The 26,345-nt window shown below is 69.0% G+C and carries 25 protein-coding genes; 12 read left to right on the forward strand and 13 right to left on the reverse strand.

Annotated elements, in window-relative coordinates; genetic code table 11:
* Positions 1-15: 15 nt before the first annotated feature.
* On the reverse strand, positions 16-387 hold the full coding sequence (locus ABZS29_RS33070; protein ID WP_355467996.1) for a YciI family protein: 372 nt from the start codon (positions 385-387) through the stop codon (positions 16-18).
* 155 nt (positions 388-542) lie between these two features.
* Between ABZS29_RS33070 and ABZS29_RS33075 the strand changes: the two genes are divergently transcribed.
* Positions 543-2,021 (forward strand): NAD(P)/FAD-dependent oxidoreductase, encoded by a 1,479-nt coding sequence (locus ABZS29_RS33075; protein ID WP_355467998.1) that lies wholly within the window; start codon positions 543-545, stop codon positions 2,019-2,021.
* On the opposite strand, the gene ABZS29_RS33080 is transcribed toward ABZS29_RS33075, so the two are convergent.
* The gene (locus tag ABZS29_RS33080; RefSeq protein ID WP_355468000.1) at positions 1,966-3,105 is read right to left on the reverse strand and encodes a citrate/2-methylcitrate synthase; all 1,140 of its coding nucleotides are present in this window, start codon (positions 3,103-3,105) and stop codon (positions 1,966-1,968) included. The two genes, ABZS29_RS33075 and ABZS29_RS33080, sit on opposite strands and share 56 nt — an antisense overlap.
* 74 nt (positions 3,106-3,179) lie before the next feature.
* On the opposite strand from ABZS29_RS33080, the gene ABZS29_RS33085 reads away from it, so the two are divergent.
* Positions 3,180-4,409: a citrate/2-methylcitrate synthase gene (locus ABZS29_RS33085; RefSeq protein WP_355468002.1), complete on the forward strand. Its 1,230-nt coding sequence runs from the start codon at positions 3,180-3,182 to the stop codon at positions 4,407-4,409.
* A gap of 714 nt (positions 4,410-5,123) precedes the next feature.
* Positions 5,124-5,294, forward strand: a complete 171-nt coding sequence (locus ABZS29_RS33090; protein WP_355468004.1) for a hypothetical protein — start codon at positions 5,124-5,126, stop codon at positions 5,292-5,294.
* 431 nt (positions 5,295-5,725) lie between these two features.
* Here ABZS29_RS33090 and ABZS29_RS33095 read toward each other — a convergent pair whose 3' ends face one another.
* On the reverse strand, positions 5,726-6,601 hold the full coding sequence (locus ABZS29_RS33095) for a MurR/RpiR family transcriptional regulator (protein WP_355468006.1): 876 nt from the start codon (positions 6,599-6,601) through the stop codon (positions 5,726-5,728).
* 41 nt (positions 6,602-6,642) lie between these two features.
* The gene (locus tag ABZS29_RS33100) at positions 6,643-7,608 is read right to left on the reverse strand and encodes a hypothetical protein (RefSeq protein ID WP_355468008.1); all 966 of its coding nucleotides are present in this window, start codon (positions 7,606-7,608) and stop codon (positions 6,643-6,645) included.
* 99 nt (positions 7,609-7,707) lie between these two features.
* On the opposite strand from ABZS29_RS33100, the gene ABZS29_RS33105 reads away from it, so the two are divergent.
* The gene (locus ABZS29_RS33105) at positions 7,708-8,154 is read left to right on the forward strand and encodes a MarR family transcriptional regulator (RefSeq protein WP_355468010.1); all 447 of its coding nucleotides are present in this window, start codon (positions 7,708-7,710) and stop codon (positions 8,152-8,154) included.
* A 6-nt stretch (positions 8,155-8,160) separates the two neighbouring features.
* Here ABZS29_RS33105 and ABZS29_RS33110 read toward each other — a convergent pair whose 3' ends face one another.
* From ABZS29_RS33110 to ABZS29_RS33125, 4 genes are all read right to left on the reverse strand, one after another.
* Positions 8,161-9,093: a tetratricopeptide repeat protein gene (locus ABZS29_RS33110; protein WP_355468012.1), complete on the reverse strand. Its 933-nt coding sequence runs from the start codon at positions 9,091-9,093 to the stop codon at positions 8,161-8,163.
* Positions 9,094-9,169: 76 nt separating this feature from the next.
* The gene (locus ABZS29_RS33115; RefSeq protein ID WP_355468014.1) at positions 9,170-10,846 is read right to left on the reverse strand and encodes an NAD-binding protein; all 1,677 of its coding nucleotides are present in this window, start codon (positions 10,844-10,846) and stop codon (positions 9,170-9,172) included.
* 34 nt (positions 10,847-10,880) lie between these two features.
* Positions 10,881-12,554 (reverse strand): methylmalonyl-CoA mutase family protein, encoded by a 1,674-nt coding sequence (locus ABZS29_RS33120; RefSeq protein WP_355468016.1) that lies wholly within the window; start codon positions 12,552-12,554, stop codon positions 10,881-10,883.
* A 69-nt stretch (positions 12,555-12,623) separates the two neighbouring features.
* Positions 12,624-13,127 carry a MarR family transcriptional regulator gene (locus ABZS29_RS33125; RefSeq protein WP_355468018.1) on the reverse strand — a complete coding sequence of 168 codons (504 nt, stop codon included), beginning with the start codon at positions 13,125-13,127 and terminating at the stop codon, positions 12,624-12,626.
* 44 nt (positions 13,128-13,171) lie between these two features.
* Between ABZS29_RS33125 and ABZS29_RS33130 the strand changes: the two genes are divergently transcribed.
* From ABZS29_RS33130 to ABZS29_RS33140, 3 genes are all read left to right on the forward strand, one after another.
* The gene (locus ABZS29_RS33130) at positions 13,172-13,924 is read left to right on the forward strand and encodes a maleylpyruvate isomerase family mycothiol-dependent enzyme (protein WP_355468020.1); all 753 of its coding nucleotides are present in this window, start codon (positions 13,172-13,174) and stop codon (positions 13,922-13,924) included.
* A gap of 75 nt (positions 13,925-13,999) precedes the next feature.
* Positions 14,000-14,362: a YciI family protein gene (locus ABZS29_RS33135; protein WP_355468022.1), complete on the forward strand. Its 363-nt coding sequence runs from the start codon at positions 14,000-14,002 to the stop codon at positions 14,360-14,362.
* Between the two features lie 3 nt (positions 14,363-14,365).
* On the forward strand, positions 14,366-15,619 hold the full coding sequence (locus ABZS29_RS33140; RefSeq protein ID WP_355468024.1) for a DUF6596 domain-containing protein: 1,254 nt from the start codon (positions 14,366-14,368) through the stop codon (positions 15,617-15,619).
* Here the strand turns inward: ABZS29_RS33140 and ABZS29_RS33145 are convergent.
* The 4 genes from ABZS29_RS33145 to ABZS29_RS33160 form a co-directional block, all read right to left on the reverse strand.
* Positions 15,585-16,292 (reverse strand): PH domain-containing protein, encoded by a 708-nt coding sequence (locus tag ABZS29_RS33145; RefSeq protein WP_355468026.1) that lies wholly within the window; start codon positions 16,290-16,292, stop codon positions 15,585-15,587. The two genes, ABZS29_RS33140 and ABZS29_RS33145, sit on opposite strands and share 35 nt — an antisense overlap.
* 89 nt (positions 16,293-16,381) lie before the next feature.
* Entirely contained in the window at positions 16,382-16,540 is a 159-nt protein-coding gene (locus ABZS29_RS33150; protein ID WP_355468028.1) for a hypothetical protein, read from the reverse strand.
* Between the two features lie 290 nt (positions 16,541-16,830).
* Complete coding sequence (meaB, locus tag ABZS29_RS33155; protein ID WP_355468030.1) at positions 16,831-17,787, reverse strand: methylmalonyl Co-A mutase-associated GTPase MeaB; 957 nt, start codon at positions 17,785-17,787, stop codon at positions 16,831-16,833.
* Positions 17,787-18,989 (reverse strand): acetyl-CoA C-acetyltransferase, encoded by a 1,203-nt coding sequence (locus tag ABZS29_RS33160; RefSeq protein ID WP_355468032.1) that lies wholly within the window; start codon positions 18,987-18,989, stop codon positions 17,787-17,789. Before ABZS29_RS33160 ends, meaB begins: the two co-directional genes overlap by 1 nt.
* A 93-nt stretch (positions 18,990-19,082) precedes the next feature.
* Between ABZS29_RS33160 and mce the strand changes: the two genes are divergently transcribed.
* The 5 genes from mce (at position 19,083) to ABZS29_RS33185 (ending at position 25,219) form a co-directional block, all read left to right on the forward strand.
* Positions 19,083-19,499 carry a methylmalonyl-CoA epimerase gene (gene mce / locus ABZS29_RS33165; RefSeq protein WP_355468034.1) on the forward strand — a complete coding sequence of 139 codons (417 nt, stop codon included), beginning with the start codon at positions 19,083-19,085 and terminating at the stop codon, positions 19,497-19,499.
* Between the two features lie 77 nt (positions 19,500-19,576).
* Positions 19,577-20,479: a sensor histidine kinase gene (locus tag ABZS29_RS33170; protein WP_355468036.1), complete on the forward strand. Its 903-nt coding sequence runs from the start codon at positions 19,577-19,579 to the stop codon at positions 20,477-20,479.
* A 136-nt stretch (positions 20,480-20,615) separates the two neighbouring features.
* Positions 20,616-21,947: a crotonyl-CoA carboxylase/reductase gene (ccrA, locus tag ABZS29_RS33175; protein WP_355468038.1), complete on the forward strand. Its 1,332-nt coding sequence runs from the start codon at positions 20,616-20,618 to the stop codon at positions 21,945-21,947.
* Between the two features lie 87 nt (positions 21,948-22,034).
* Positions 22,035-23,849 carry a transposase gene (locus ABZS29_RS33180; RefSeq protein WP_355468040.1) on the forward strand — a complete coding sequence of 605 codons (1,815 nt, stop codon included), beginning with the start codon at positions 22,035-22,037 and terminating at the stop codon, positions 23,847-23,849.
* Positions 23,846-25,219: an AI-2E family transporter gene (locus tag ABZS29_RS33185; RefSeq protein ID WP_355468042.1), complete on the forward strand. Its 1,374-nt coding sequence runs from the start codon at positions 23,846-23,848 to the stop codon at positions 25,217-25,219. Before ABZS29_RS33180 ends, ABZS29_RS33185 begins: the two co-directional genes overlap by 4 nt.
* 403 nt (positions 25,220-25,622) lie before the next feature.
* Here ABZS29_RS33185 and ABZS29_RS33190 read toward each other — a convergent pair whose 3' ends face one another.
* A complete protein-coding gene (locus tag ABZS29_RS33190; RefSeq protein WP_355468044.1) occupies positions 25,623-26,342 on the reverse strand; it encodes a PIG-L family deacetylase in 720 nt (239 codons plus the stop codon).
* Positions 26,343-26,345 lie beyond the last annotated feature (3 nt).

Raw genomic sequence — 26,345 nt, forward strand, 5'->3', positions numbered from 1 at the left:
AGTCGGCCCGTGACATCAGGCCGGCGGCGCGGCTTCCGCGGAGGTGTCCATCACCGGACGGACCTCGATGTTGCCGGACGGGCAGAGCTTCGCCAGCTCGAGCGCTTGGTCCAGGTCCCGCGCCTCGATCAGGTAGAAGCCACCGAGCGCCTCCTTGGTCTCGAGGAACGGCCCGTCGGTGACGAGCGGCTCCGCACCCTCGCGCTGCTTGACGGTGCTCGCCGTACCGGAGCGCTCCAGCGCCGCGCCGCCGAGGATGCTCGCCCCCGCCTGCTCCACCGCCTCCGCGAAGGCGTTGTGCAGCTTCATCGTCGACTGCCACTCCTCCGCGGTGATGTTGTCGTACCACTCCTCGCTGTCGAAGAGGAGGAACATGTACTGCGCCATCTCGGGCTCCCTTGTCTCGGGCTTGCTACTGGTCATCTTGCTGACGAACGGCCCGAAACGGAATCGACAGCCGCGCCGGAGAAGTTTCCGGGCTGCTGATTTCGAGCTACTGTTGAGTAGTCACTCAACAAGCCTTCCGCCCTGGAGGAACCTGCATGGAGCACTTCGACGTCCTGATCGTCGGCGCGGGCTTGTCCGGAATCGGTGCGGCGTACCGGCTGCAGACCCAGTCGCCGGACCGGTCGTACGCGATCCTCGAGGCGCGGGACGCGATCGGCGGCACCTGGGACCTGTTCCGCTATCCGGGGATCCGGTCGGACTCGGACATGTTCACGCTCGGCTTCCCCTTCCACTCCTGGGCCGGGAAGGCGATCGCGGACGGGCAGGACATCCGGGAGTACGTCAACGACACGGCCGCGACGTACGGGATCGACAAGCAGATCCGGTTCGGGCAGCGGGTCCTGCGGGCGTCCTGGTCGTCGGAGACCGCGCAGTGGACGGTCGAGACGGACGACTCGACGTACACGTGTTCGTTCCTCTACACCTGCAGCGGGTACTACGACTACGACCAGGGGTACGTCGTGGACTTCCCGGGGCAGGAATCGTTCGAGGGCCAGGTGGTTCATCCGCAGCACTGGCCTTCTGACTTGGACTACGCCGGTAAGCGCGTGGTGATCGTCGGGAGTGGCGCGACTGCGGTCACGCTGGTGCCGGCGATGGCCGAGACCGCCGCGCACGTGACGATGCTGCAGCGGACTCCGAGCTACATCGCGTCGCGTCCGGCGGTCGACGCTTTCGCGGATCGGGTGCGTGGGGTGCTGCCGCAGAAGCTTGCGCATCGGGTCGTTCGCACGAAGAACATCGCCCTGAGCACGCTGACCTACAACGCTTTTCGTAGGTTTCCTGCGCACGCGGCCTGGTTGTTGAACCGGATGGCGGCTCAGCAGTTGCCGGACTCGATTCCGGCGGATCCGCACTTCACGCCGCGGTACAAGCCCTGGGATCAGCGACTGTGCCTGGTGCCGGACTCCGATCTGTTTCGGGCCTTGCGCCGTGGCACTGCGTCGGTGGTGACGGACGAGATCTCGCGGTTCACTCCTGGCGGTCTGCTGTTGAAGTCCGGCGCCGAACTGGAGGCGGACATGGTCGTGACGGCGACCGGTCTGAAGATGGTTGCCCTGGGCAAGATCGAGCTCACCGTCGACGGACGGCCGGTCCCGGTCAGCGAGACCTTCGTCTACCGCGGGCTGATGCTGAGCGGCGTACCGAACCTGGCGTGGTGCGTTGGCTACACCAACAACTCCTGGACTTTGCGGTCCGACCTGAGTTCGCAGTTCGTCACTCGGTTGCTCAACCACATGCGGGCCACCGGCACCGAGATCTGCCTGCCTGAGATCGACCCCGCCGAGTACGACGCGCCTCGGCGGCCTGTGGTCGACCTGTCGTCGGGGTACATCCAGCGTGCTGCCGCCATCCTGCCGCGCCAGGGTCCGAACGGTCCCTGGCGGTTGCGGCAGAACTATCCCCGGGATCTGCTCACCTTCCGGTTCGGGGCGATCGAGGACGGCGTACTGAAGTTCAGTCGACGGGAGCCGGCGGCGGCGGGCCGACGTACTGCGCACTCGGGCGGATGATCTTGGGGTCGGCGGCCTGCTCGAGGATGTTGGCGGACCAGCCGATCACCCGGCTGACGGCGAACGTCGGCGTGAACATGGCGCGCGGGATCCCGCAGAGCTCCATCACCACGCCGGCGTAGAACTCGACGTTCGCGTAGAGGTTGCGGCCGGGCTTGAGCTCGGCCAGTACGTCGACGATGCGGCGCTCGACCGTCGTGGCGAAGTCGACGAGGTCGCCGCCGATCCCTTTGGCGATGTCTCGCAGCATGAGCGAGCGCGGGTCGTCGGTCCGGTAGACCGCGTGGCCGAAGCCCATGATGCGGTCGCCGGCCTCGACCTTGGCGCGGACCCACGCGTCGATGCGGTCCGGCGTACCGATCTCGTCGAGGCTGGCCAGCGCGCGGTCGGGCGCGCCGCCGTGCAGCGGTCCGGAGAAGGCGCCAATCGCTCCGGCGACGGCCGCGACCAGGTCGGCGCCGGTCGAGGTGATGACGCGGGCGGTGAAGGTCGAGGCGTTGAAGCCGTGGTCGACGGTGGCGATCAGGTAGTGCTCGATCGCGGTGGCCTCGTCGGCGGTCGGCACCTTGCCGGTCACGAGGTAGAGCCAGTTCGCCGCGGCGGTGAGATCGGCGCGCGGCTCGAGCGGCTCCTGGCCCTCGCGGAGCCGGTAGAGGCTGGCGAGGATCGTGGGGGTGACCGCACAGACGAGCATTGCATCGGCTTTGCGGCGGGCCGGGTCGGCGTCCCACAGCGGCGGCAGGCTCTTGACCGCAGCGAGCAGTGACAGCGCGGTGCGAAGACCCGCTAGCGGATTGAACGTCGGTCCTGCTGCGGCGATAGCCGGCAGAACCGCGCGGACCTCGTCCGGTAGCACCCGCAGCGGCGCGAGCTCGGCGATGAACTTGTCGCGTTCGGCAATGGTCGGCAGTCGGCCCTCGAACAGCAGATACCAGACATCTTCCAGCGTCTTGGACCTGGCGAGGTCGATCGCCGAGTACTGCCGGTAGTGGTAGAACCCTTCATCACCACGGACGTCACCAAGGGTCGTCTCGGTGACGACGACATTGCGGAGCCCGGGCGGAACATTGATCGTCGTTGACATGACTTCAGGGTTGATTCGCAATCAAGTATTGTCAATATTGATCCAGTCAATATGAAGGTGTGGTGCAGCGCGCGATGGCAGCAGAAGGTGATGAGGATTACCTGACGACAGCGCAGGTCGCGCGGCGACTGCGCGTGAAACCGGAGACGGTCTACGCGTACGTGAGCCGCGGTCTCCTCACGAGCGTGCGCGCCCGCGGCCGCCGCGGCAGCCTCTTCGCCGCAGCCGACGTCGAGCGAGTCGCAAGCCGCTCAGTCGAGCACTCCGGCGTGGTCGAGGAGATCGAGTCCGCCCTGACACTCCAATCCGGCGACGAGCTCTACTACCGCGGCCGCTCAGTCCCCGACCTGGCCACCAGGTCGACGCTGGAGTCGGTCGCCCACCTCCTCTGGACCGGCGAGCTCACCGAGCAACCCCCGTTCCCCGTAGACCGCCCCTCCGTCGACCTCGCCCGAGCCGCCATCGCCGTCCTGCCGCCAACCGCCCGCCGCACCGACCAACTCCGGATAGCAGTAGCCGCCCTAGGCGCCGCAGACCCCCTCCGCTTCGACCTCGACCCCACCGCCATCACCACCGCAGCCCGCACCCTCCTAGGCACCCTCATCACCGCCCTCCCCGGCCCCACAGCCGCAGCAGACGCCTCCCCCGGCACCCGCCTGCTCCCCAAACTCCAAGCCAACCCCAACGCCACCCCCTCAGGCGCTCCCGCTTCCCAGGATTCTGAGGGCGCGACTCCGCCCTCTGCATCAGCTGCCGCGGCACTCGACGCGGCACTCGTCTTACTGGCGGACCACGGTCTCGCGGTCTCTACCGTCGCCGCCCGCGTAGCCGCGAGCGCCCGGGCAAACCTGTACGCCGTGGTGTCCGCCGGCCTCGGGGCACTCGACGGCCAGTACCACGGCACCGCCCCCACGCTGGCCTACGACTTCCTCGCCCGCGCCAAGCACGACCCACTCGGCGCCCTCTCGGACCACCTCCGCACAGGCACCGGCGTACCGGGTTTCGGCCACAAGATCTACCGCACCCGCGACCCCCGAGCCGAAGCCCTCTTCACCCTCCTCGGCGACCACCCGATCATGCAGGTAGTCCAAACGATCACCACCCATACCAAGTCCTTCCCCAACAGCGACCTCGCCCTAGCCGCCCTCTCCCACGCCCACAGCCTCCGCCCCGACGCCGGCGAAGCCCTCTTCGCCCTGGCCCGCATCGTCGGCTGGACCGCCCACGCCCTGGAGGAGTACGCCGCCCCCGCCCTCCGCTACCGAGCCCCCGGCATCTACACCGGCACCCCCACCCCCGACTAACCGCCGCCATGCGGTGGGTCCACCCACCCCCATCTGCTCGGCCCCCCGTCCCCCTTTGCTGGGCCCGCCCATCGTCACGTGGGTGAGCCAGCGCCGGAACCCGAACCAGGACAGATGCGGGATCGACCTCGGCGACCCCGCGTCGATTCGCCACCCGAACGCCCTGGAGGAGTACGCCGCCCTCGCCCTCCGCTACGCGCCCTCGCCCTCCGGCACGCGCCCCCGCCCTCCGGTACGCCGCCCCCGCCCCCGGTACGCCGCCCCCATCTACTCCGGCACCCGACCCCGACTAACCGCGGCCCAGTTGCTGAGTCCGGCCTTCCCCATTGCTGGGCTCACCCACCACCATGTGGGTGGGCCAGCCGCATGCGATTGGCCCACCCACACTCCCGTGGGCCAGCCCACCAACGAGGAGGTCCTTGATCCCGAACCCGGGCGGGACCTCCCACCGCGTGGATCCCACCCACCGCGTGGACCCCACCCATCGAATGGGCTATCCAGAGCCCCCGCGTCGGGAGCAACACGTAGTCGTAGGCGACGGGTTGCACCTACAGGCGCACGAGACTCACCGGTGGGGACGGAGTGGACACCAGTCCGTGTCCTTGGCGACACGTCGTCTGTCGTGGCGGTGTCCCCGGGGGGACGGTCTCGCGGGTGCTCATGGTCCGGGTGGGTTTGCGGATGATCGCGGTCGCTCCGCGGCAGTAGGACTCCGTGGATCTTCTGTGGCGACCGAGGCGATGGCCGGCGCGAGGCGGCGGTCGGCGAGCGCCGGTCCACGGTCGCGTTGCCGGGCATGCGGCGTACGTCGTCCCGGCGTACGTCGTCCCGGCGTACGTCGTCCCGGCGTACGCCGGTGGTGGAGTCGATTCGGCCGGCGGCTGACGAGATGGCCGGGTGGGCCGAGCCGCGGAAGTCGAGACGCCGGGAGCAGATGGTCGTGGATGGGGTGCTGGCGAACTCGGCGACGGCGTACCCGCCGCCTCCGACTGACGGTCTGTGGTTGCTACCAATGCCGCGCGTTCCGGCGACCTTGATCGGGCGCAGGAACGGGACCGAGGCAAGCCGGCCGAGGCGCGCGGGACCGGGGCCGAGGCAGGCCGGCTGGGGCCGGCGGGCCGAGTGGGGGGAGCCGACGCGGAGGAGCTGAGGCGGGCGGGGGCGACGCGGGCGCGGTCGACGCGCGGAGGAGCCGAGGCGGGCGGGCCGAGGTGGGCGGGCCGAGGTGGGCGAGGTCGGCACGCTGCGGTGACCGGTGCGATCGCGGACCTGCGGCTCGGGGCCGACGCGCGGGAGGAAAACAGATGAACGTGGGCTCAGCGGTGGCGGTGGGTGGTTACGGCTTCGGCGGTGATGTCGAAGGCTTGGGACGCCAGCGGGTAGTCGCGCTGGGCCACGCCCAGGTACAGGGCGTCGATGACGATCATTTGGGCGTGCCGGCCGGCCAGGGCGCCGGAGCGGAAGGTGAGGTCGCGGGCTGCGGTGAGCAGGACTATGTCGGCGGTTTGGGCGAGTGGCGAGCGAGGGTAGTTGGTGAGGGCGACCGTGGTGGCGCCTTGAGCACCGGCTCGGCTTAGGGGCTCGAGGACTTCCAGAGTCTCGCCGCTGTGGGAGATGCCGACAGCTACATCACCCGGACCGAGCAGAGCCGCACTGGTCAGTGCGTTGTGTACGTCGCTCCAACTGTTCGCGCCGCGGCCGATCCGGTGCAGCCGCAGGCGCAGTTCGTCCGCAATTGCAGCCGATCCGGAGACGGCGTACAGGTCGATTCGGCGCGCATCCGAGATCGCCTGTACGGCGTGACCGAGCGCATCCACGTCGAGCGCCGCGACCGTGTCCTCGAGGGCCCGCGTGTCGGCGCGGAGCAGGGTGCGCAGCACATCGTCGAGCGAGTCGTCCGGACCGACCTCGGTGCCGGTACCGCGTTCCCAGCTCGGACTGCCGCGGCCTGTCTCAGCAGCGAGCGCGAGGCGGAGTTCGGCGTAGCCCGACAATCCGAGCGCGATACAGAAGCGAGTCACACTCGGCAGCGACGTACCGCAACGCGAAGCCAGTTGCCCGATCGTCGACGACGCGACGCCGGCCGGATCGCGCAGCACCTCGGTCGCGATCCGGACCTGCGCCGGACTGAGCACCGGCAGCAGCCCACGGATCCGCGCCTCAACACTCGGCGGCGGATCCGAAGCATTCATGTGAATTATTCTCAGACCAGCTCACAACACATTGCAAGAGTTCACACGAGCCGGCGGATGGTGAAGCGGTCGGAGGAGCCACCCGCCAGCAGTACGTCGATCTCGCCGCTCAGCACATAGGTCCCGTCCGGTGCGACTGCCGCCGTGGTCGGCGCAGCGACCGGCCATGCCTCGGCGGACCGCACGCGAGCACTGCGGAAACCGTCCACGCTCGACAGCACGGTGACCTCCTCGACGCCCGGCGCACCGAGCTTGTTGGTGACGGCTATCAGCCGGTGGTTCCGCGTCATCGCCAGCCCGTCTCCTCCGACCAAACGCTTGCCTACAGCAACCTCTGACATCCGACCGGCCGGCGTGATCCGCAGCAGTACGCCGGTGTCGTACCGAACTGCCAGCAGGAACCCCGCCGAATCCCACACGATCCCGTTGACCCCGATCGAGTCGCTGCGCAGCCGCGCGTCGCGGACCAGCACCGACGCCCGCCCGCCGCGGTCGATCTTGTAGATCGCATCCCCCGCTGGATCACTCACATAGGCGTTGCCCACGGCATCGATCGCCAGATCGTTAGCACCGTGCTTACCGCTGGCCGGATTCAGCCGCGGCGTGTTCAGATCAATCCGCCGAAGCAACCGGCCGTTCCGCAGGTCGTACACCGCCACCCCGGACTCCTGGTACGACGTCGCCTCCGACGACCGCTCGCCCGCGCCAATATCGGCGTACGTGACAAGCACGCGGTTGCGCGGCGCGTCGACATGCAGCCCGAAGGTGGAGACGCCGGGCGCAACGCCGAACGGATGCGGGACGCCATCGCGGCCGACCACCGAGATCCGGCCGGTCGCGATCGAGCCGACCAGGAACGCCCGCCGGGCCGGATCCCAGGCGATTCCCTCTGGATAACGGTCGGCGGTCCGGCCGGTGATCGACACCTCTGTTGCCAAAGCCTGCGCGGGCGCGGCCGGTGAGGTCAGGACGAGCAAAGCGGCCAGAGCCGCGGTGATACGCAACATCGACGAACCCCTCTCGAATGGATACGACCACAGAGACTAATCAGAGCTCTGATACTCGTCAATGCATATACGCCGAGAAGTCTTCGTACGATGGGTGGTATGCGGATGTCCTTCGACGAGCGGCTCGGCAGTCACCTGAAGCGGGTCGAGCAGGACCTGCACGCCGCCAAAGCGGCCGCCGTGAAACCGGCGGGGCTCACCGTGCCGCAGTATGCCGCTCTGTTCGTGCTGGTCGAGCAGCCCGGGATCTCAGCAGCTGAGCTGGCTCGGCGCTGTCTGGTGACCCCACAGACGATGACGACGATCCTGCGCAATCTCGAAGGGGCCGAGCTGATCGAGCGCACGCCGCATCCGCTGCACCGGCATGTGATCGAGACCCGCCCGACGCCGGCTGGGCGGAAGGCGCTGGATCAGGCCGACGAGCGGGCCACCGGCGTCGAACGCCGGCTGGCCGCTGCCTTCACGGACGAGGAGCTCGACGTCCTGCGCGCGCTCCTCGCCCGGGTGTCAGAAACGCTGACGACCGATCCGATCCTGGACCGGTAGAGACCGTTAGAACAGCGCCGCCATCAGCCGGCGGCGGGCCTTGCCAACGCGCTCGTCCTCGGCGCCGACCACCTCGAACAGCTCCAGCAGGTGCAGCCGGACCGTGTTGCGCTCGTCGCCCGAGGTCGTCTGGATGACCTTGATCAACCGCGCGAAGGCGTCCTCGACGTGCCCGCCCATCAGGTCGACGTCGGCGACCAGCAGCTGCGCCTCGATGTCGTCCGGGTTGTCGGCCGCGCGGGTGCGGATGTCGGCCGGCGCTTCCTGGGTCCGCTTGAACAGCTGGACCCGAGCGAGGCCTGCCTTCGCCTCGGCGTCGTTCGGCGTCTCCTTGAGCAGCTCCTGGTACGCCGCGATCGCGCCGTCGAGGTCACCCTCGCCGACAGCGTCCTCCGCCTTGGCGTAGCGCGGGTTCGGAGCGTCTTCCTCCTCGGCCGGCGCTTCGGCGGCCGGTCCGACCGGCTCGGCGCGGCCGGTGACGCCGTTCGCCACGGCCAGCGTGAGCAGCTGATCGAGGTACTGCTTGACTTCGGCCTCGCCGAGCGGGCCCTGGAACAGCGGGACGACCTGCCCACGCAGTACGGCGATCACCAGCGGCACCGTCTGCACGCCGACCGCCTGGGCCAGCTGCGGGTTGGTGTCGATGTCGATCCGGGCCAGCAGGAACTTGCCGGCGTACTCGGTCGACAACTTGGCCAGCGCCTGGCCGAGCTCGGCCGAACCGGGTGCCCGCGGCGACCAGAACTCGACCACGACCGGCACCTGCAGGGAGCGCTCGATCACGTCGCTCTGGAAGGTCGGCTCGCTGACGTTCAGCACGTACGATCCCGCGGCTGAACCTCCTGCGGCCGCTGCCGGTGCGCCGGCCGGCGCACCGGCCGGCTTGCGCAGCGCCGACAGATCGATCGCCCCGGGACGGGAGAAGTTGGACTGACTCACCACTGCCCTCGCATTCCGCTCGCGCCCATCGGGCGCCCACCGCGTACGTTCACAGGTCTATCCTCTCCGACGCCGTTCAAGCGCTGGGTGCCCGGGTCGCCAGGAGTAGTCGCGCGAGGCCGCTCCGGGTACCGGCGACCGCGATCCGGTCGCCGCCACTGAGCACTCCGTCGTACGGCGGGGTCCAGTTCCACTGCCCGGCCGCCTGCTTGTGCGCGAGCACGCGGAGACCGCCCACCTCGTCCAGTTCGCCGAGCCGACGGCCGACCGCGCCCGACTCCGGGTCGACGGCGACCTCGGTCAGCAGCAGAACGCGACGACCGGCCGGCACGGTCACCTGGCTGCGTCGACCGGCCGCCGCGGCCGCGATCGCCGGGGCGACCAGCATCGACACCGAGCGGCTGTGCCCGAGGCCGAGCCGCCGCTCGACCCGCTGCGCCAGGTCGTGGTCGAACATCCGCATCGTGATCCGGGCATCCGGATTGAGATCGCGGACCACCATCGCGGACTCGAGATTGGTGATGTCGCCGTCGGTCAGTGCGAGCACCGATTGCGCCCGCTGCACGCCGGCCGACCGCAGGGTCTCCTCGTTGCTGCTGTCCCCGATCACGACCGGAATGCGCAACCGATGGGCGGTCTGTACGCCGGGCGCGTCCTCGTCGCGCTCGACCCCGATCACCGCGACACCGCGCTCGGCGAGGATCTCCAGCACCCGGGCGCCGACCGTACCGAGACCGCAGACGACCACGTGATTACGTGGGCGACCGCGCACGCCGCCGATGACCCGGGACAGCCGCGCCCCGATCAGCGAGTCGACGATCACCGCGGTCAGCAACGCCATCAGCACGATGCCGGTCAGCTGGACGATCACGCCGGCGACCTTGGCCCACGGCGCCGCCTCGGAGAACTTGTCGTCCTCGATCCCGGCCGACGTCACAGCTCCGGCGACCAGGTACAGCGCGCGCAGCCAGTCCATCTTCCCGATGTAGTGCGTGAGCACAGTTCCGATGATCACCAGGAACGCCATCACGGCCGCGATCCGCCGGACCCGGCGATCGAGTACGTCGCTCAGAGCCATCAACCACCCAGCCCGCCGTACGTCGCGGGTCCGCCAGACCGTGCGGATGCCGGTACCGAGAACGATGTCGCCACTTGGATCGGCACTCGACATCGGCAGCAGCTCAGGCGTGGCCGACGAGGTCGTGTCGGCGAGCACGGTCAGGTGCGGTTCCCGGATCAGCTCAGCCTGTCCGGCGACCAGCCGTCGGTCGCCGATCTCGAGCCAGGTGAGCTCATCGTCCTCCAACGCGTCCGCGACAAAGGCAGGCGCGGCCAACGACGGCCCGGAGATGACGACGCAGTCGCCGAGCAGGCTGTGCAGCTGCTTGCCCAGTCGCGGGTTGACCATCTGGACGATGATCCGCAACGTCGGATCCATATCGCGCGCGGTCAGCGCGGTGTGGACGTTGTGGACGTCGTCGGTGTCGAGCAGCACCAGGGCCCGCGCTGTCGACGGCTGCCCGTCCTTCGCATCGATCCCGGCCCGGCGCAGCAACGACTCACTGATCACCCGGACGCCCATCACGTGCGCGCCGAGCTCGCTGATCCGGTCGTAGTGCCGGGACGCCGGGTTGACGATCGCTGTCACCTGCTCGCCGGAACTCACCAGCTCGGTGACCACCCGCAGCATCGTGCGGTCGGAACCACAGACGACGACGGCCCGCCCGTCGGGTGGACCGGCCGCCGCCTGCACACGGGACGCCGTACCGGTCCCTGCGGGGGGTTCGTCAGAAGCGGGCGGGCTCTCGGTACTCGCCCCACTCGTCCCGAAGAACGTGACAGATTTCCCCCATCGTGGCCTCCGCACGCGCCGCCTCCAGCATGGGCTCGATCAGGTTGCCAGTCCCCCTGGCCGCCTCGACAAGAGCCGCCAGCGTACGCCGTACCAGGTCCTCGTCGCGGCTCGCCTTGCGCGCCGCGAGCACCCGGCACTGCTCGACCTCGACCTCGTGGCTGACCCGGAGGATCTCCAGGCCGCCGGAGACGGTGTCGGTCAGCGTGTTCACACCGACGATCTTCTTCTCGCCCTTCTCGAGCTTCTGCTGGTACTCGAAGGCCGCGTCGGCGATCTCGGCCATGAACCAGCCGTCCTCGATCCCGCGCAGGATGCCGCCGGTCATGGTCTCGTCCGGGCTCATCTCCTTGATCCGCGCGAAGATCTCCTCGGCCTCGGCCTCGATCTTGTCGGTGAGCGCCTCGACGTACCAGGAGCCGCCGAGCGGGTCGGCGACGTTCGTGACGCCGATCTCCTCCATCAGCACCGACTGCGTGCGCAGCGCGATCTCGGCGGACTGGTCGGTCGGCAGCGCCAGCGTCTCGTCGAGCGCGTTGGTGTGCAGCGAGTTCGTGCCGCCGAGAACGGCAGCCAGCGCCTCGACAGCAGTCCGTACGACGTTCAGCGTCGGCTGCTGAGCGGTCAGCGAGACGCCCGCGGTCTGGGTGTGGAACCGCAGCCACTGAGCCTTGTCGGTCTTGGCTCCGTAGACATCGCGCATCCAGCGGGCCCAGATCCGGCGGCTGGCGCGGAACTTCGCGATCTCCTCGAAGAAGTCCAGGTGGCTGTCGAAGAAGAACGACAGCCCGGGCGCGAAGACGTCGACGTCGAGACCGCGCGACAGCCCGAGCTCGACGTACCCGAAGCCGTCGGCGAGCGTGTAGGCGAGCTCCTGGCCGGCCGTCGATCCGGCCTCGCGGATGTGGTAGCCGGAGACGCTGAGCGGCTTGTACGCCGGGATGCCTTCCGCGCAGTACTCCATCAGGTCACCGATCAGGCGCAGGTGCGGTTCCGGCGGGAACAGCCACTCCTTCTGCGCGATGTACTCCTTGAAGATGTCGGTCTGCAGCGTGCCGTTGAGCTTGGAGATGTCCGCGCCCTGCCGCTCGGCGGCGACCAGGTACATCACGAACGCCGGTACGGCGGGTCCGGAGATCGTCATCGACGTGGTGACGTCCTGCAGCGGGATCCCCGCGAACAGCCGGTCCATGTCGGCGGCCGAGTCGATCGCGACGCCGCAGTGGCCGACCTCGCCGAGCGACTTCGGGTCGTCGGAGTCGCGGCCCATCAGCGTCGGCATGTCGAAGGCGACCGACAGGCCGCCGCCACCGCCGTTCAGGATCATCTTGTAGCGCTCGTTGGTCTGCTCGGCGTTGCCGAACCCGGCGAACTGCCGGATCGTCCACGGCTTGCCGCGGAAGCCGGTCGCGTGCAGACCGCGGGTGAACGGGAACTCGCCCGGCCAGCCGATCCGCTCCATCCGCGGGTCGGCGGAACCCTCGGGCGGGCCGTAGACCGGCTCCACCTCGGTCCCGGACAGGGTGGTGAAGTCGGCCTCCCGCTTGCGGGCGGCGTCGTACCGCTGCTGCCATCGGCTACGTCCGGCGGCGATCTCCTCAGCATCCATGATCCAAAAGTACTAGGACGTCCAACTATTTCCAACCGCCGAAGCCTGCCGACTCGTCCGTCAGCAGGATCAGTTGAAGTCGCCGGCGCTCTGCCGCAACGGCTCGAGCACCGACCAGAGCATCTTGAGCTGCTCGTCGGTGAGGCCCTTGAGGGCGAAGTCTGCCGCGACCAGATCCGCGGTGGCCCGCTCGACCAGGTCGCGTCCTTCCTGGGTGATCTCACACAGGACAGCGCGGCCGTCGTCGGGATGCGGCGTCCGCAGTACGAGGCCGGCGGCCTCCAGCCGCCGGACGATCGACGTCACCGAGGTCGGGTGTACCTGCAGGCGCTCGCCCATCTTGCCCAGTGGCAGCGACCCGCGCCGGGAGAACGTGAGCAGCACCAGCGCCTCGAACCGGGCGAAGGTCAGCCCGTGCTTGCGCAGGATGTCGTCGAGCTCACCGATCACGATCTGCTGGGCCCGCATCAGCGACGTGACCGCACGCATCTGCTCGACCGCGCCCCACCGCTGTCCCCACTGCCGCGACGCCTCGTCGATCGGATCGAACGGCAACGCCCGTCTCCTCGCCATGAACCGAAGAGTAACTGTCGGCGCGCTGTGGGAGGGTCCCGGACATGGGTACAGACATGGGATTGTCAGCGGAGTACTACCTGGAACAACTCGACGTCGAAGCCGCCCGCTTGCGCGAGGCCGCTGAGCTGGGTCTGGACGCGGCGGTGCCGAGTTGCCCGGGCTGGACGGTCGAGACCGTCGTCCGTCATGTCGCGCAGGTGTACCTGCACAAGATCGAGGTGCTCCGGCTCGGCGCCCTGCCGAAGCCCTGGCCGCCGGCCGGCATCAACGACCGCGACGCCCTCGAGCAGTACGACGAAGCCCGGGCCGCGATCGTGGCTGCCCTGCGCGAAGCGGGCACGACGAAGCCGACCTGGACCTTCAACCCCGACGACAGTACGTCGGCCTTCTGGTTCCGGCGGATGGCGATGGAGACCGTCGTGCACCGGATCGACGTCGAGCAGGCGCACGACGTGGTGACGCCGATCGCGGCTGAGCTCGCCCTGGACGGGATCGACGAGGTGCTGTTCCCGTCACTCGCCGGTCCGTGGTGGGCCGAGGGCGACACCAAGTACCCGATCGACGCGACGCTGCGGATCACCGCCGAGGGCCGGTCCTGGACCATTCAGGCCGATGCCAAGGCGATCACCGTGAGCCAGGGCGCCGAGGGCGACGTGGCCGCGGAGATCTTCGGCGACCCGGCGGCGGTCTACCTGTGGCTGTGGGGCCGGGTGGGCGACGACGCCGTCCAGTTCGCGGGCTCCGACGACGTCGTCCGGGCGTTCCGCGGCCGTCTCACCGAAGCAACCCAGTAACAATGTCCTGATGACACGGTGCTGTTCGTTCTTCTTGCGAGGGACCACAGTGGTCCTGACCGAAGGAGACGCACGATGACGCAGTACCTCGCTCTCACCTACACCGCCGACGTGGACTGGTGGGCACCGGAGCAGGCCGCCGAGCTCGCGGAGTACCGGCAGTTCGCGATCGATCACGCCGACAAGATCCAGGCCAGCGCCGTTCTGCACCCGACGACGACCGCGACCGTGGTCCGCGTCGAGGGCGCCCGCGGCGGCCAGGTCGTCACCACCGACGGTCCGTATGCCGAGACCAAGGAAGCCCTGACCGGCTACTACCTGATCGAGGCCGACGACCTGGAGGCCGCGGTCGCGATCGCCGCCGAGCTCCCCGCGGCGCGGAACGGCGCCGTCGAGCTCCGGCCCGTCATCCTGGCCCGGGCCGCCGAGGCTCAGTAGGTCGTGTACGACGCGGTCGCCGAGACGGTCCGGATCGAGGGCGCACGGATTCTGGCGACCCTGATCCGGACGGTCGGCGACGTCCAGCTCGCCGAGGACGCGGTCCAGGAAGCCACCCTGGCCGCCCTCGGCGCCTGGCCGGTGACCGGGGTACCGCCAGAGCCGCGTGCCTGGCTGACCGTCACGGCCCGCCGCAAGGCGATCGACATCATTCGCCGCGAGCGCGCCAGGGCCGAGAAGGAACGCCAGGGCTCGGAGTTGCTCGAGCTGAGCCGGCCGGCAACGGTGACGGGTGACCCGGCCGGGATCGAGGCCGGTCAGGCTACCGACGACGACCTGCTGCGGCTGATCTTCACCTGCTGCCATCCGACGCTGTCACCGCCGACCCGGGTCGCTCTCGCGCTCCGGACGCTCTGCGGACTGTCGCCGGCCGCGATCGCCGACGTCATGCTCACGACCGAGGCCGCCACCGCCAAGCGGCTCACGCGGGCGCGGCACAAGATCGCGGCCGCCAATATCCCGTACCGCGTTCCGCCCGAGGCCGAGCTCGCGGATCGGCTGCCCGCGGTCTGCGCGGTCATCCACGGGCTGTACACGTCCGGTCATGCGCCGCCGGACGGGGAACCGGCGTACAACCTTGATCTTTGTACGGAGGCCATTCGGCTGGCGGAGCTTCTGCATGGGCTGCTCCCCGAGCAGCCGATGCCGACCGCCGTACTGGCTTTGTTGCTGCTGACCGAAGCGCGTCGGCCGGCGCGGCTCGATGCTGATGGCGAGGTCGTCACGCTCGAGCGGCAGGACCGATCGCTCTGGGACGCCGCGGCGATCGATCGCGGCATCGCGCTGCTGAACGATTCGCTCGAGCGCTCCGGGCGGCAGGCCGATCCCTATCAGCTGCAGGCCGCGATCGCGGCCGAGCATGCCCGCGCGGCGGTGTACTCGATCACCGACTGGCGCGAGATCGTCCGCCTCTACGAGCTCCTGCTCTCGGTCGCGCCGACACCATCAGCGCAGCTCGCACACGCCGTCGCGGTCGCCGAGACAGCCGGCCCCGAGGCAGGGCTGGCCTTGCTGGCAGAGCAGCGCGGTTCCCGCACCCACGCCGTACGGGCTGAGCTGCTCGCGCGGCTGGAGCGCTACCCGGAGGCGATCGACGAGCTGTCCCGAGCGGAGCCCGCGACCGCCGCCGAACGGCGGCACCAGGAGCGCCGGATCGAGGAGCTCAGTCGTCGGTCCAGTTCCCGCGGTCGCTGTTGAAGATCGACTTCGACGCGGACGGCGCGGAGGTCGGCGCCGGGCGGGAGTGATGCACCGGCGCCGTGGTCGTGGTGACCTCCTGCGCCGAGTCCATCCCGATCGGGCCGGTGCCGTCGTCGTCGGAGTCCTCGTCGCTCTGGACCACGTCGACGCTGGCGGAGGCGCGCAGGCCGGTGCGCTGGATGACGCGCTGGATGGTCAGGTCACGGTCGTCGGGCCGGCTGACCCACTTGATCTCACGGAAGCCCTGGTCCTGCGCGGCCGACTCGAACACGAAGTGGCCGTAGCCGAGCATCCGGCCGATGATCGGCTTCTGCAGCGTGATGTCGAGAACCCGCGCGATCGGGGTGGTCGCGACCGTCTGGGAGAAGACGCCGCGGATCCGCATGACGCGCATGTTCGTGACCACGAACCGGTCGCGGTGATGGGTCAAGAAGTTCCAGAACGCATGCGTGAGCAGCACAAGCACGATCGCCAGCAGCACCGGCTGCCCACCGATCGGCGTGGTCACCATCGCGATCAGCAGCGCCGCGGCCAGCACGACCTCGAGCATCGGGATCGTGAAGACGATCCAGTGCTGCCGGACCTCGTCGATGACGACTTCGCCCTCGTCCGAGATCAGATGGCGCCGGACCTTCGGATCGAACATCCGGAACAGGCCAATGCCGGCCATCCGCTCACTCCCCTGTCACGCGTCTGTTATGACCCCGTACAGCCAAGTGTCCCGCACGATCACTCGTCACGGGACACTTGGGCAGCAGATCAGTTGAACAGCGCGGTCAGGAACGTGATCACACTCCCGAACAGATCGCCGACGGCGGAGAAAGCTCCTCCGACCGCATCGGCGGCGTTGGCCGGCTGCGTGAACAGATAGAAGCCGGCAAAGGCGATGAGCGACCAGATCAGCAGCTTCTTCGGCATGTCACCACTCCTCGTTCCAAACCACTGGGTCGACTGCGTTTATATCACGGACCGTTACGGCATGTCACTGACTGAACACAGCCCACCGCACAATGCTCACCAGCTACAAGCTCCATTGTGTAACGGATCCGGGGGCAAGGCATCGGTCGGCGCGCCGCCATGAGACGTGGATCGCAGACGGTGCCCGAATAGTGACACATCTGCCCGAATGCGGGACAAACAAGCCTTTTCAGATGGCGATTACACGCTGTGACATCGACCGGCCCAGTGTCGCATCGACGAGAGCAAGGTCACAGTGCGGCCATGAGTTCGTCGGCCGCGCTGTAGGGATCCGTGTTGCCCTCGGCCACCTTCGCGGCCAGTACGTCGAGCCGCGCGTCCCCGTGCAGATGCGCGAACCGCCGCCGCAGCGCCGTCATCGCGATCGCCTCGATCTCGTCCCGGGCCCGGCTCCGCCGCCGCTCGTCCAGGACACCGTTGCCGCGCATCCAGGTCAGCCGATCCTCGATCGCCGTGACGACCTCGTCGACGCCTTCGTTGCGCGAGGCCACTGTCTTCAGGATCGGCGGCGTCCACGCACCCTCGGGCCGTTCGGCCAGCGCCAGCATGTGCCGCAGGTCGCGGGTCACGTTCTGTACGCCGTCCCGGTCGGCCTTGTTCACGACGTACAGGTCGCCGACCTCGAGGATGCCGGCCTTGGCCGCCTGGATGCCGTCGCCCATCCCCGGCGCCAGCAGGATGATCGTGGTGTCGGCCATCCCCGCGATCTCCACCTCGGACTGCCCGACGCCAACCGTCTCGACGAACACGACATCGAAGCCGGCTGCGTCCAGCACCCGCAGAGCCTGCGGGGTCGACCACGACAGCCCGCCCAGATGCCCACGTGACGCCATCGACCGGATGTAGACGCCCTTGTCCAGCGCGTGCTCCTGCATCCGCACCCGGTCGCCCAACAGCGCACCACCGGAGAACGGCGACGACGGATCCACAGCCAATACGGCGACCCGCTTGCCCGTCGCCCGGTACGCCGACACCAGCGCCGAGGTCGACGTGGACTTTCCCACGCCCGGTGAGCCGGTGATGCCGACGATGTGCGCGTGACCGGCGTACGGCGAAAGTGCGGCCATCACCTCGCGCAGCAGCGGCGACTCGTCCTCGACCAGCGAAATGAGCCGGGCGACGGCCCGGGAGTCACCCTCCCGGGCTTGCTCGACCAGTTCGCCTACTGGCGGCGTACGGCGAGGCATTACTTCTTGGCTACGCGAACAATGAGTGCGTCGCCCTGACCGCCGCCGCCACACAGCGCGGCCGCGCCGACGCCACCGCCGCGGCGACCGAGCTCGAGCGCGAGGTGCAGCACGAGCCGCGCCCCGGACATCCCGATCGGGTGGCCGAGCGCGATCGCACCGCCGTTGACGTTGACCTTGTCCGCGTCGATTCCCAGCTCGCGCGTGGAGGCGATGCCGACGGAGGCGAAGGCCTCGTTGATCTCGATCAGGTCGAGGTCGGCGGCGTCGATGCCTTCCTTGCTGCACGCCTTCTTGATCGCGTTCGCCGGCTGGCTCTGCAGGGTCGAGTCCGGCCCCGCGACCGAACCGTGCGCACCGATCTCGGCGATCCAGGACAGCCCGAGCTCCTCGGCCTTGGCCTTGCTCATCACGACGACAGCGCAGCCGCCGTCGGAGATCTGCGACGCCGAACCGGCCGTGATCGTGCCGTCCTTGCCGAACGCCGGGCGCAACCGCGCCAGCGTCTCGACCGATGTGTCACCGCGGACGCCTTCGTCGCTGTCGATCACCAGCGGGTCGCCCTTGCGCTGCGGCACCTCGACCGGAACCACCTCGTCGGCGAAGACGCCGTTCTTCCAGGCGGCCGCGGCCTGCTGGTGCGAACGAGCGCTGAACTCGTCCTGCTCCTCGCGCGTCAGCTGGATGCCAGACGTGTTCGCCTGGTCGGTCAGCGCGCCCATCGCCTGGTCGGTGAAGGCGTCCCACAGACCGTCGTACGCCATCGAGTCGACGAGCGTGGTGTCGCCGTACTTGAAGCCCTCGCGGGACTTCGGCAGCAGGTGCGGCGCGTTGGTCATCGACTCCATGCCGCCCGCCACGACCACGTCGTACTCGCCGGCGCGGATCAGCTGGTCGGCCAGCGCGATCGCGTTCAGGCCGGAGAGGCAGACCTTGTTGATCGTGATCGCCGGGATGTTCATCGGGATGCCGCCCTTGACCGCGGCCTGGCGGGCGGTGATCTGACCGCCGCCGGCCTGCAGGACCTGGCCCATGATCACGTACTCGACCTGGTCCGGCGCGACGCCGGCCTTCTCCAGTGCGCCCTTGATCGCGAACCCACCGAGCTCGGCGCCGGTGAAGCCCTTCAGACCGCCGAGCAGCTTCCCGATCGGGGTGCGCGCGCCGGCGACAATAACGCTTTGGTTCCGCGTGTCAGACATGGTCTTCACGATACCTGCGAGAGCACTGGTACGGGTCTGTCGAACGGGTCACACGAACGACCTCTTGCCCGATCTGCCTTCTAGGCTGACGGGATGGACGAGCTCTTCGAGGCAATCGATCACGTCGGCATCGCGGTTCCCGACTTCGACGCGGCGGTGCGGCACTACGCCGACGTCTTCGGGATGACGGTCGCGCACGAGGAGATCAACGAGGAGCAGGGCGTCCGCGAGGCGATGCTGTCGGTCGGCGCCTCCGGCTCGTCGATCCAGCTGCTCGCACCGCTGTCGGACGCGTCGCCGATCGCCAAGTTCCTGACCAAGCGCGGGCCGGGCATCCAGCAGCTGGCCTACCGGGTCCGCGACATCGACCAGGTGAGCGCCGTACTGCGAGAGCGCGGCGCCGAACTCCTGTACGACGAACCGCGCCGCGGGACCGCCGGATCCCGAGTGAACTTCATTCACCCGAAGTCGGCCGGCGGAGTGTTGGTGGAGCTCGTCGAGCCTGCCTAGTGTTACGGCTCCCCGACAGTCGGTGACGGCACGCGCTGAGCCCCTCGGAACGGCCCTTTCCGGACTACGCTGATCGGGTGCTGAAGGACAGCGCCACCGACTCCTTGGACGGTGTGCCGACAGGTTTCCAGCACGAAGCCTTCGTCTATTCGGGCGACGAGGAGTTCGTGCGGCAGTCGGCACCGTTGGTTCACGACGGTCTGGCAACTGATGCGGTGATCGTGGCGGTACTGCCGCCGGATCGGGCCGCGCTGTTGCGCGAGACCCTCGGAGAATCCGCGGCGCGGGTGCGTTTTATCGATATCGCTCTCGTCGGCCGCAACCCCGCGCGGCTGATCCCGTTCTGGCGGGATGTCGTCCAGCAGTCCGGCGGCCGGCCCGTGCTCGGCCTCTGCGAATCCGTTTACCCCGGCCGCACGGCAGCGGAGTACGACGAAGCCTTGCTGCACGAGGGTCTGACCGACCTGGCCTTCGCCGCCGACTCCGGTTTCCGGCTCTGCTGCCCGTTCGCCGCGGACACCGGCATCGATCCGACCGCCACGCACTCTGGCGCGGAGGCGCTGGCCGAGAAGACGTTCCGTACGCCGCTGAACGACGTACCGGATCGGGCTGAGCGGTGGGATTTCGGACTGACCGACCTCAACCAGGTACGGCGCTGGGTGAACGGGCAGGCCTCGTCGCACGGGGTGTCGCGGGACCGGATGGACGACCTGGGACTGGCGCTGCACGAGATCTGCACGAACAGCATCCGGTTCGGCGGCGGCCGCGGCGCACTGTCGGTCTGGATCGAGAACGGGTCGCTGGTCTGCGATGTCGCCGATCAAGGTCGCATCGACGACTTTCTCGTCGGCCGAGTGATGCCACCGCTGGACGGACTCGGTGGGCGCGGCGTCTGGCTGGCCAACCAGCTCTGCGATCTGGTCCAGCTGCGGTCGGGTGACGGGTTCACCCAAGTGAGGCTGCACACCCGCCTGCGCTGATAAGACCACTGACAACGGTGGACTGAAAAAGTGACGGTGGTCTCACCGGCCCCGGACTGTGTCACAAGGCACAGCCCGCGAGGCATACTCAACGGTAACGTCCGCTCACCAGTCCGCTCCTTGCAGGAGGTACGACGTGAAGCAGATCCTCGATGCGATTCTCGCCGGTGACAGTGCGGCGGTCGGTGCGCTCGACGTACCGGACCACTACCGCGGGATCACCGTGCATGCCGACGACGCCGACATGTTCGAGGGCCTGGAGACCAAGGAGAAGGATCCGCGCAAGAGTCTGCACCTGGACGACGTACCGACTCCTGAGCTCGGCCCGGGCGAAGCACTCGTCGCGGTGATGGCCAGCGCGATCAACTACAACACCGTCTGGACCTCGATCTTCGAGCCGGTCTCGACGTTCTCGTTCCTCAAGCGGTACGGGAAGCTGTCGCCGCTGACCGCTCGCCACGACCTGCCGTACCACGTGGTCGGCTCCGACCTGGCCGGCGTCGTCCTGCGCACCGGCCCCGGTGTGAACGCCTGGAAGCCCGGCGACGAGGTGGTCGCGCACTGCCTGTCGGTCGAGCTCGAGTCGCCGGACGGGCACAACGACACGATGATGGACTCCGAGCAGCGGATCTGGGGTTTCGAGACCAACTTCGGCGGGCTCGCCGAGATCGCGCTCGTGAAGTCGAACCAGCTGATGCCGAAGCCGGCCCACCTCACCTGGGAGGAGGCCGCGTCCCCCGGTCTGGTGAACAGCACGGCGTACCGGCAGCTCGTCTCGCCCAACGGCGCGAACATGAAGCAGGGCGATGTCGTGCTGATCTGGGGCGCCTCCGGCGGACTGGGGTCGTATGCGACTCAGTTCGCGCTGAACGGCGGCGCGATCCCGGTCTGCGTGGTGTCGTCGCCGGAGAAGGCGGAGATCTGCCGCGCGATGGGCGCGGAGCTGATCATCGACCGCTCGGCCGAGGGCTACAAGTTCTGGAAGGATCCGTCGACGCAGGATCCGAAGGAGTGGAAGCGCCTGGGCGCTCGGATCCGCGAGCTGACCGGCGGCGACGATCCGGACATCGTCTTCGAGCACCCGGGCCGCGAGACCTTCGGCGCCTCGGTGTTCGTGGCTCGCAAGGGCGGCGTGATCGTCACCTGCGCCTCAACGTCCGGCTACATGCACGAGTACGACAACCGCTACCTGTGGATGAACCTCAAGCGCATCGTCGGCTCGCACTTCGCGAACTACCGCGAGGCCTGGGAGGCCAACCGGTTGATTGCCAAGGGCATGGTCCACCCGACGGTCAGCCGCGTGTACGCGCTCGAGGAGACCGCCCAGGCGGCGTACGACGTCCACCACAACCTGCACCAGGGCAAGGTCGGCGTACTGACGTTGGCGCCCGAGGAGGGGCTCGGGGTGCGCGACCCGGAGCTGCGCGCGAAGCACCAGGACGCGATCAACCGGTTCCGCAACCGGTAGGCCGGGGTCGATTGGCTGGTCGGGGCTCGGGTCTGACAGGCTTAAGCTGGGGGATTCAGCTGAGCCGCCAGAAGGGAAACCTCAGGAATGCCTGACGAGTCGAGCCTGCCGTTCTTCGACCGCACTGCGACCGCGGCCGGAGGATTCCCGGTCAGTCGGCGTGGCTACGACAAGCAGGCCGTGGACGACTATGTCCGCGCCCTGGAGATGCAGCTGGTCGAGGTCCGGCAGCGGGCCGATCAGCTGCAGGGCAGCGTCGCGCCGCTGCAGCGGGAGCTCGACGAGACCCGCCGCCAGCTCGACGCCAGCGCCAACCCGTCGTACGCCGGCCTCGGTGACCGCGCCGCGCAGATCCTGCGGCTCGCCCAGGACCAGGCGGCCGAGGCGCTCGAGGAGGCTCGGCGCGAGGCCGACGAGCTGCGGACCACCGCCGCCAAGGAGGCCGCCGCACTGCGGGCCACCGGCGAGCGCGAGGCCGAGGACATCCGGACTGTCGCCCTCAACGAGTCCGACAGCATCCGCCGTACCGCCGAGGGGGACGCGGCCGAGCTGCGGCGTACCGCGGAGACCGAGTCCGCCGAGGTGCTGCAGGCCGCCAAGCGCAAGGCCGAGCAGCTGACGCTCACCGCCGAGTCGCAGGCGAGCACGCTGAAGAACGGCGCACTGCACGAGGCCGAGAAGATCCGGACCGCGATCCAGCGCGAGTCGGCCGCCCTGCGCGCCCGGCTGGCCGACGAGCGGGAGCAGCAGGCGAAGGAGCTGGCCGACAAGCACCAGCAGATCGCCGCCGACACCGAGAACCTGACCTCCCAGATGCAGGAGGCCGCCGAAGCCTCCGAGCGCCGGGTGGCCGAGGCGACCGAGCAGGCCCGCAAGATCCGCGCCGAGGCGGAGGAGTCCGCCGAGCGCACCCTGAGCCGCGCCCGCCGCGAGGCCGAGCAGGTGCTCACCACCGCGCGTACCCGCGCCGAGGCCGAGCTGGCCAGCGCGGCCGACGAGGCCGAGCGCTCGCGCACGATCGTGGCCCGCGAGACCGAGCGGCTCGCCAAGCGCCGCGACGGCATCCTGACCCAGATCGCCGGCCTGAACGAGATCGCGAGCAACATCGCGCGTCAGGCGGCCGAGCTCGACACCGAGACCGCGTCGGCGACGCCGTACGTGAACCCGTTCAGCCGGCCGGCTGCGAGCGAGAGCCCGGCCGCGGGGCTGGCGTCGGACTTCGGTTCGAAGGCCGACTCTTACGGTGCTGGTACGTCGTCCTCGGCCACCGAAGGCTCGTCGGCGAGCGCCGGCGCCGAGGCCGCCGCTGCGTCGTCGCCCTTCGCACCTTCGTCGCCCTCCTCCACTTCTGCGGACCCGTCCACCGGTTCCTCGGCGTCGCCATCCTTCGCGCCCTCCGACGCTTCCTCGGATTCGTCGACTTCTTCGGCTTCGTCATCATCCGACTCCTCCGCATCGTCCTCCGCGTCGTCGCCGTTCGCGCCGTCCTCGGACTCGTCGCGTACTGCGGCCTCGTCGCCGTCTGACGCCTCGGCTTCCTCGGCAGCCTCGCCGTTCGCGCCGTCCTCGGACTCGTCGCGTTCTGCGACCTCATCGCCTTCCGCGACCGACGAGGACGGCCCGTTCACCGGTTCGAGCCCGTTTGTCGGCTCGGACGCCGGCGACGCCCGGGTCGACGAGACCCGGCTCGACACCAGCCTGCGCGTGGACCCGGCGATCGCCGAGGAGTTGACCAGCAGCAGGTCCGCCGGTGGTCCGGCCGCCGCGCACGCGGACGACGACGAGCCGGCCGACTCGACGAAGATCGACGAGTTCCGCCTCGGTGACCTCGGGACCGACAAGACTTCGGGCACCGAGAAGACCGACAAGCGCGGCGCGCGATCCCCGAAGGACACGATGTGACGCCATCCGGCGACGACAACTCGACAGCGACCACCCCGGAGCAGGAACTCGCCACGGCGACCCGCGAGGCCCAAGCGGCCGCCGCGCACGCCGAGGCCGCTGCCGAGCACGCGGAGAAGTCGGCCGACGAGGCGGAAGAGTCCGCCGATCAGGCCGACGACTCCGCCGATGAAGCGGTCGACTCCGCGGGTAAGGCGGTGGTGTCGGCCGACCGCGCCGAGGATTCCGCCGTACTGGCTGCCGCGGCCGCCGAGAAGGCGGACGTGGAGCTCGCCGACTCCGACCAGATGCTGATCGAGGAAAGGCACCCCGACGAGGGCATGGGCCGCCCTGGTCCGCCGATCCAGCGGTCGAACCCGTTTGTCTTCGGGTTCTTCGCGGCCCTCGGCGTACTGGTCGCGTGGGGAATGTGGCACGCCCTGGGCCAGGCCCGCTCGGTGCTGATCCTGCTGGTCGTCTCGATGTTCATCGCGGTCGGCCTGAACCCGCTCGTCGAGTGGTTCATGCGCCGCGGCCTGAAGCGCGGCCTGTCGGTCGGCGTCGTCTTCCTGATCATGCTCCTCGCCGTCTCCGGCGTCGGCTTCGCGATCGTCCCGGTCGTCACCGACCAGATCGACGGCCTGATCAAGAACGCCCCGCAATGGCTCGACCTGTTGCAGAAGTCGAAGACCCTCGACGAACTCGACAACAAGTACCACTTCATCCAGAAGGCCCAGGACTACATCCAGGACCCGGCCCTTGCCCAGAAGGCGTTCGGCGGCATCCTCGGCGTCGGCAAGGTCGTCGCCGGTGCCCTCTTCAACACCTTCACGATCCTGATCCTGACCCTGTACTTCCTGGCCTCGCTCCCCTCGGTGAAGCGCGCCGCCTACAGCCTCGTCCCCCGCTCCCGCCGCAACCGCGTCTCGATCCTCGGCGACGAGGTCCTGACCCGCGTCGGCGGCTACGTCAGCGGCCAGTTCACCGTCGCCCTCTGCGCCGGCGTCTTCATGTTCATCTTCCTCGAGATCGTGGGCCTCCGCGAGTACGCCGTCGCCCTCGCGATCGTGGTCATGTTCACCGCCTTCATTCCGATGGTCGGCGGCCTGATCGGCGTCGTCGTCGTCGCCCTGATCGGCTTCACCGACGGCCTCTGGGTAGGCATCGCCTGCCTCATCTACGGCATCGTCTACCAGCAGATCGAGAACTACGTCGTCGCTCCCCGCATCATGCGCCGAGCCGTCGACATCCCCGGCGCCGTCACCGTCATCGCCGCCCTCCTCGGCGGCGCCCTCCTCGGCGTCGTCGGCGCCCTCCTGGCCATCCCGTCGGCCGCAGCCATCCTGCTGATCATCCGCGAAGTCTGGGTCCGCAAAGCCGACGCTTCTTAACGCCGCCGCGCGGGGCCGCGTTCTGCCGTCATATCCCGCACCCCGATAGGCGTTCCGCCGGCCACGCGCTTACGTCGTCGGCCGGACCGCCACGCCATCACAACTGCCCGCCGCAGACGCGTCCACGCCTGAGCCCGCCGCCCGCACGCTAATTGTGATGGCCTGCAGCTCCGGTCCCATCGCGAAGGACGCTCGGAGAGCCCCACCAGCGGATTGGGCTCCACCCTCGTCGCGAAGAACACGTAGTAGTCGGTCTGAGGCGCCGGGCGCAGGCGTGAAGGACAGCAGAATGCCGGCCGCCGAGGGACTACTACGTGTTCTTACCGACGGCCAGAGGCGACGTGGGCGGTGCGCCGCTCGTGGTGGGGTCGAGGGAGACTCGGGCGAGGAGGCCGGTGGGGCGTTAGGGCGCGGGGAGTTTGGTTAGTTCCGGGGTTGGTGTCGCGTGGAAGGCTGCGGCTCTCGGGTAGCCGGCTAGGCAGCCTCGGGTGGTGAGCAACGCTGTGTAGTAGTCGATGTGGCGGAAGCCTTGTTCGCCGCGGGCGAAGGGCTGGTGGCGGATGGCGGAGATCCAGCGGTAGAAGGCTTCGTCGGGGATGGGGACGTAGAGGGTGGGGTGGAAGCCGTCCATGTCTTGCCAGTTCTCGGTGTGCAGGAGGGTGCGGACGGGGTGGCGCGGGAGGTCGGCGAGAGGTTGCAGGTGGGGTGGGTCGGAGGGGTCCAGGGGGAGGTCGGCGAGGTAGCGGGCTCGGGTGGTGAGGCGGGCTGCGTGTTCGTGGTCTCGGTGGCGGCTTTGGCGCCAGTGGGTGATGAGGGTGTCGGGTTGGTGATGGCGGATGACGGTGGCCAGTTCGGCGGCGGCCTCGTCGGTGTCGGGAAGGAAGCCGTCGCTGTGGTTGAGGACGATGAAGTCGGCGCCGATGGCGGTGGCGAAGGCTTCGCCTTCGGCGATCTTCTGCTTCTTGTACTCCGCCGGCGTGAGCCGGGGGTGGCCGCGTTCGCCGGGGGTGAGGGCGACGATGGCGACGTTGGCGCCGTCGAGGATGAGTTTGGCCAGCGTCGGACCGGCGGTCAGGTCCATGTCGCCGATGTGGGCGCCGATGGCGAGCACGGTTCTGGTCATGAC

It is taken from the genome of Kribbella sp. NPDC005582, assembly GCF_040605415.1.
In the GTDB taxonomy this organism is placed as follows: domain Bacteria; phylum Actinomycetota; class Actinomycetes; order Propionibacteriales; family Kribbellaceae; genus Kribbella.